Annotated in this window: 2 protein-coding genes and 1 rRNA gene; all 3 read right to left on the bottom strand. The window is 70.7% G+C overall.

The features are described from left to right. Positions 1 to 26 precede the first annotated feature (26 nt). The gene (locus ACFQ6X_RS35135) at positions 27 to 752 is read right to left on the bottom strand and encodes a hypothetical protein (RefSeq protein WP_383188028.1); all 726 of its coding nucleotides are present in this window, start codon (positions 750 to 752) and stop codon (positions 27 to 29) included. Then, positions 752 to 2,227: a hypothetical protein gene (locus ACFQ6X_RS35130; protein WP_383188025.1), complete on the bottom strand. Its 1,476-nt coding sequence runs from the start codon at positions 2,225 to 2,227 to the stop codon at positions 752 to 754. The genes ACFQ6X_RS35135 and ACFQ6X_RS35130 overlap by 1 nt, the downstream gene beginning before the upstream one ends. A gap of 204 nt (positions 2,228 to 2,431) precedes the next feature. Beyond that, positions 2,432 to 2,523, bottom strand: a 5S ribosomal RNA gene (rrf, locus tag ACFQ6X_RS35125); the annotation flags it as partial.

Genomic DNA, 2,523 nt, shown 5'->3' with positions numbered 1-2,523 from the left:
GCCCTCTTCTATGAGCCGTTCAGCGCTTACGCCTTCGCGGAACCTTCCGCGTCGTCGTCCTCGACTTCTTCGATTTCCACGTCGTCGTCGTCGTAGTACTCTTCCACGCCGTCGTCCTCGTCGTCCTGCTCCGAGGCGCCCGGCGTCTCGGCCTCGACCACGGCCGGGTGCTCGTCGTCCTCACCCATGGCGTCGACGAACTCCACACCGTCGAGCTCGGCGAGCCGGTCCGACGCATCGGTCGCGCCGTCCTTGTCGGCCTCGAGGGCCTTGCCGAACCACTCACGTGCCTCGTCCTCGCGCCCTGCTTCCAGGAGCGCGTCCGCGTACGCGTACCGCAAGCGCGGGGTCCACGAGTGGACGGCACTGGAGGCGAGCTCGGGGCCCTGCAGCGTGACGATTGCCGCGTCGATCTGGCCCATGTCCCTGCGGGCTCCGGCGGCGACCAGGCGCATCTCGACCTGGCCGGCCTTGTCCAGCTTCTGGACCTCGGGCCCACCGGCCATGTCCATCGCCCGCTCGGGCCTGCCGAGTCCGCGCTCGCAGTCGGCCATGACGGGCCACAGGTCCACGGAGCCGGTCATGCGACGGGACGCCCTGAACTCGGCCAGCGCCTCCGCGTACTTCTGCGTCGCGTACGCGGCGAAGCCGGCGGCCTCACGCACCGCTGCGACGCGCGAGGCCAGACGCAGTGCGATACGCGAGTACGCGTAGGCCTGCTCGGGGTCCTCGTCGAGGAGGCGGGCCACCATCACGAGGTTCCGTGCAACATCGTCGGCCAGGGTCTTCGGCAGGCTGTACAGCTCCTGCCGGACATCCTTGTCGATCTCCTGGCCGGTGACGTCGTCCGGGATGGGAAGCCGCTTGATCGGCTCACGGTCACGGTCGTCGCGGCCCTGGTAACCACCGCGGTCGTCGCGGCCCTGGTAGCCACCGCGGTCGTTGTCGCGACGGGGCGCACGGTCCCGGTCACGGCTCCTGTCGTCACGACCACCACGGTCGTCACGGCGGAAGCCACCACCGGTGCTGCCACCACCGCGGCTGTCGTCACGGCGGAAGCCGCCGGCGCTGCCGCCACGGTTGTCGTCGCGGCGGGGGCCGCTGCTGGGACGGTCGTCACGACGCGGAGCGCGGTCGTCACGGCGCTCGAAGCCACCGCTCGGGCGACCGCCACGGTCATCACGACGCTCGAAGCCACCGCTGGGGCGACCGCCGCGGTCGTCACGCTGACCACCGCGGTACCCGCCACGCTCGTCATCACGACGCGGAGCACGGTCATCACGACGGAAACCGCCGCCGGTGCTGCCACCACGGCTGTCGTCACGGCGGGGGCCGCTGCTGGGACGGTCATCACGACGCTCGAAGCCACCGCTCGGGCGACCGCCACGGTCATCACGACGCTCGAAGCCACCGCTCGGGCGACCGCCACGGTCATCACGACGCTCGAAGCCACCGCTCGGGCGACCGCCGCGGTCGTCACGCTGACCACCGCGGTACCCACCACGCTCGTCATCACGACGCGGAGCACGGTCGTCACGACGGAAGCCACCGCCGGTGCTGCCACCACGGCTGTCATCGCGACGGAAACCGCCGCCGGTGCTGCCACCACGGCTGTCGTCACGACGCGGAGCGCGGTCATCACGGCGCTCGAAGCCGCCGCTGGGGCGACCGCCGCGGTCGTCACGCTGACCACCGCGGTACCCGCCACGCTCGTCATCACGACGCGGAGCACGGTCATCGCGACGGAAGCCGCCGCCGGTGCTGGCGCCACGGTTGTCGTCGCGGCGGGGGCCGCTGCTGGGACGGTCGTCACGACGCGGAGCGCGGTCGTCACGGCGCTCGAAGCCACCGCTGGGGCGACCACCACGGTCGTCATCACGACGCGGAGCCCGGTCGTCACGACGGAAACCGCCGCCGGTGCTGCCGCCACGGTTGTCGTCGCGGCGGGGGCCGCTGCTGGGACGGTCATCACGACGCGGAGCACGGTCATCACGCCGGAAGCCACCGCCGGCGCCGCCGCGGCTGTCGTCACGACGGAAGCCACCACCGGTGCTGCCACCACGGCTGTCATCACGACGGAAGCCACCACCGGTGCTGCCACCACGGCTGTCATCACGACGGAAACCGCCGCCGGTGCTGCCACCACGGCTGTCATCACGACGGGGGCCGCTGGAACGGTCGTTGGTGTCACGTCGAGGCGCGCCGGACCGGTCGTCACGACCGCCACGGAAACCGCCCCTGTCACCGCCGTCACGGCGACGCGGCTCGCGCTCCGGACGGTCGTCGGAAGAGTTGGTGGACATGGGGGTGACTCCTGTCATCGGGTACCACAGACATTCTCGCGCAGCCGACCATCCGACGCGCTTCGACGAAAAACAAAAGGACCCTTGGTCCCAGCATGAACGCTGGGACCAAGGGTCCTTGAAAGATTGTTCGGCGGCGTCCTACTCTCCCACAGGGTCCCCCCTGCAGTACCATCGGCGCTGAAAGGCTTAGCTTCCGGGTTCGGAATGTAACCGGGCG

Source organism: Streptomyces sp. NPDC056452 (assembly GCF_042796085.1).
Lineage (GTDB): Bacteria > Actinomycetota > Actinomycetes > Streptomycetales > Streptomycetaceae > Streptomyces.
The sequence above is the reverse complement of the archived record's forward strand: the minus strand, read 5'-3'. Positions and strand labels throughout refer to the sequence as shown.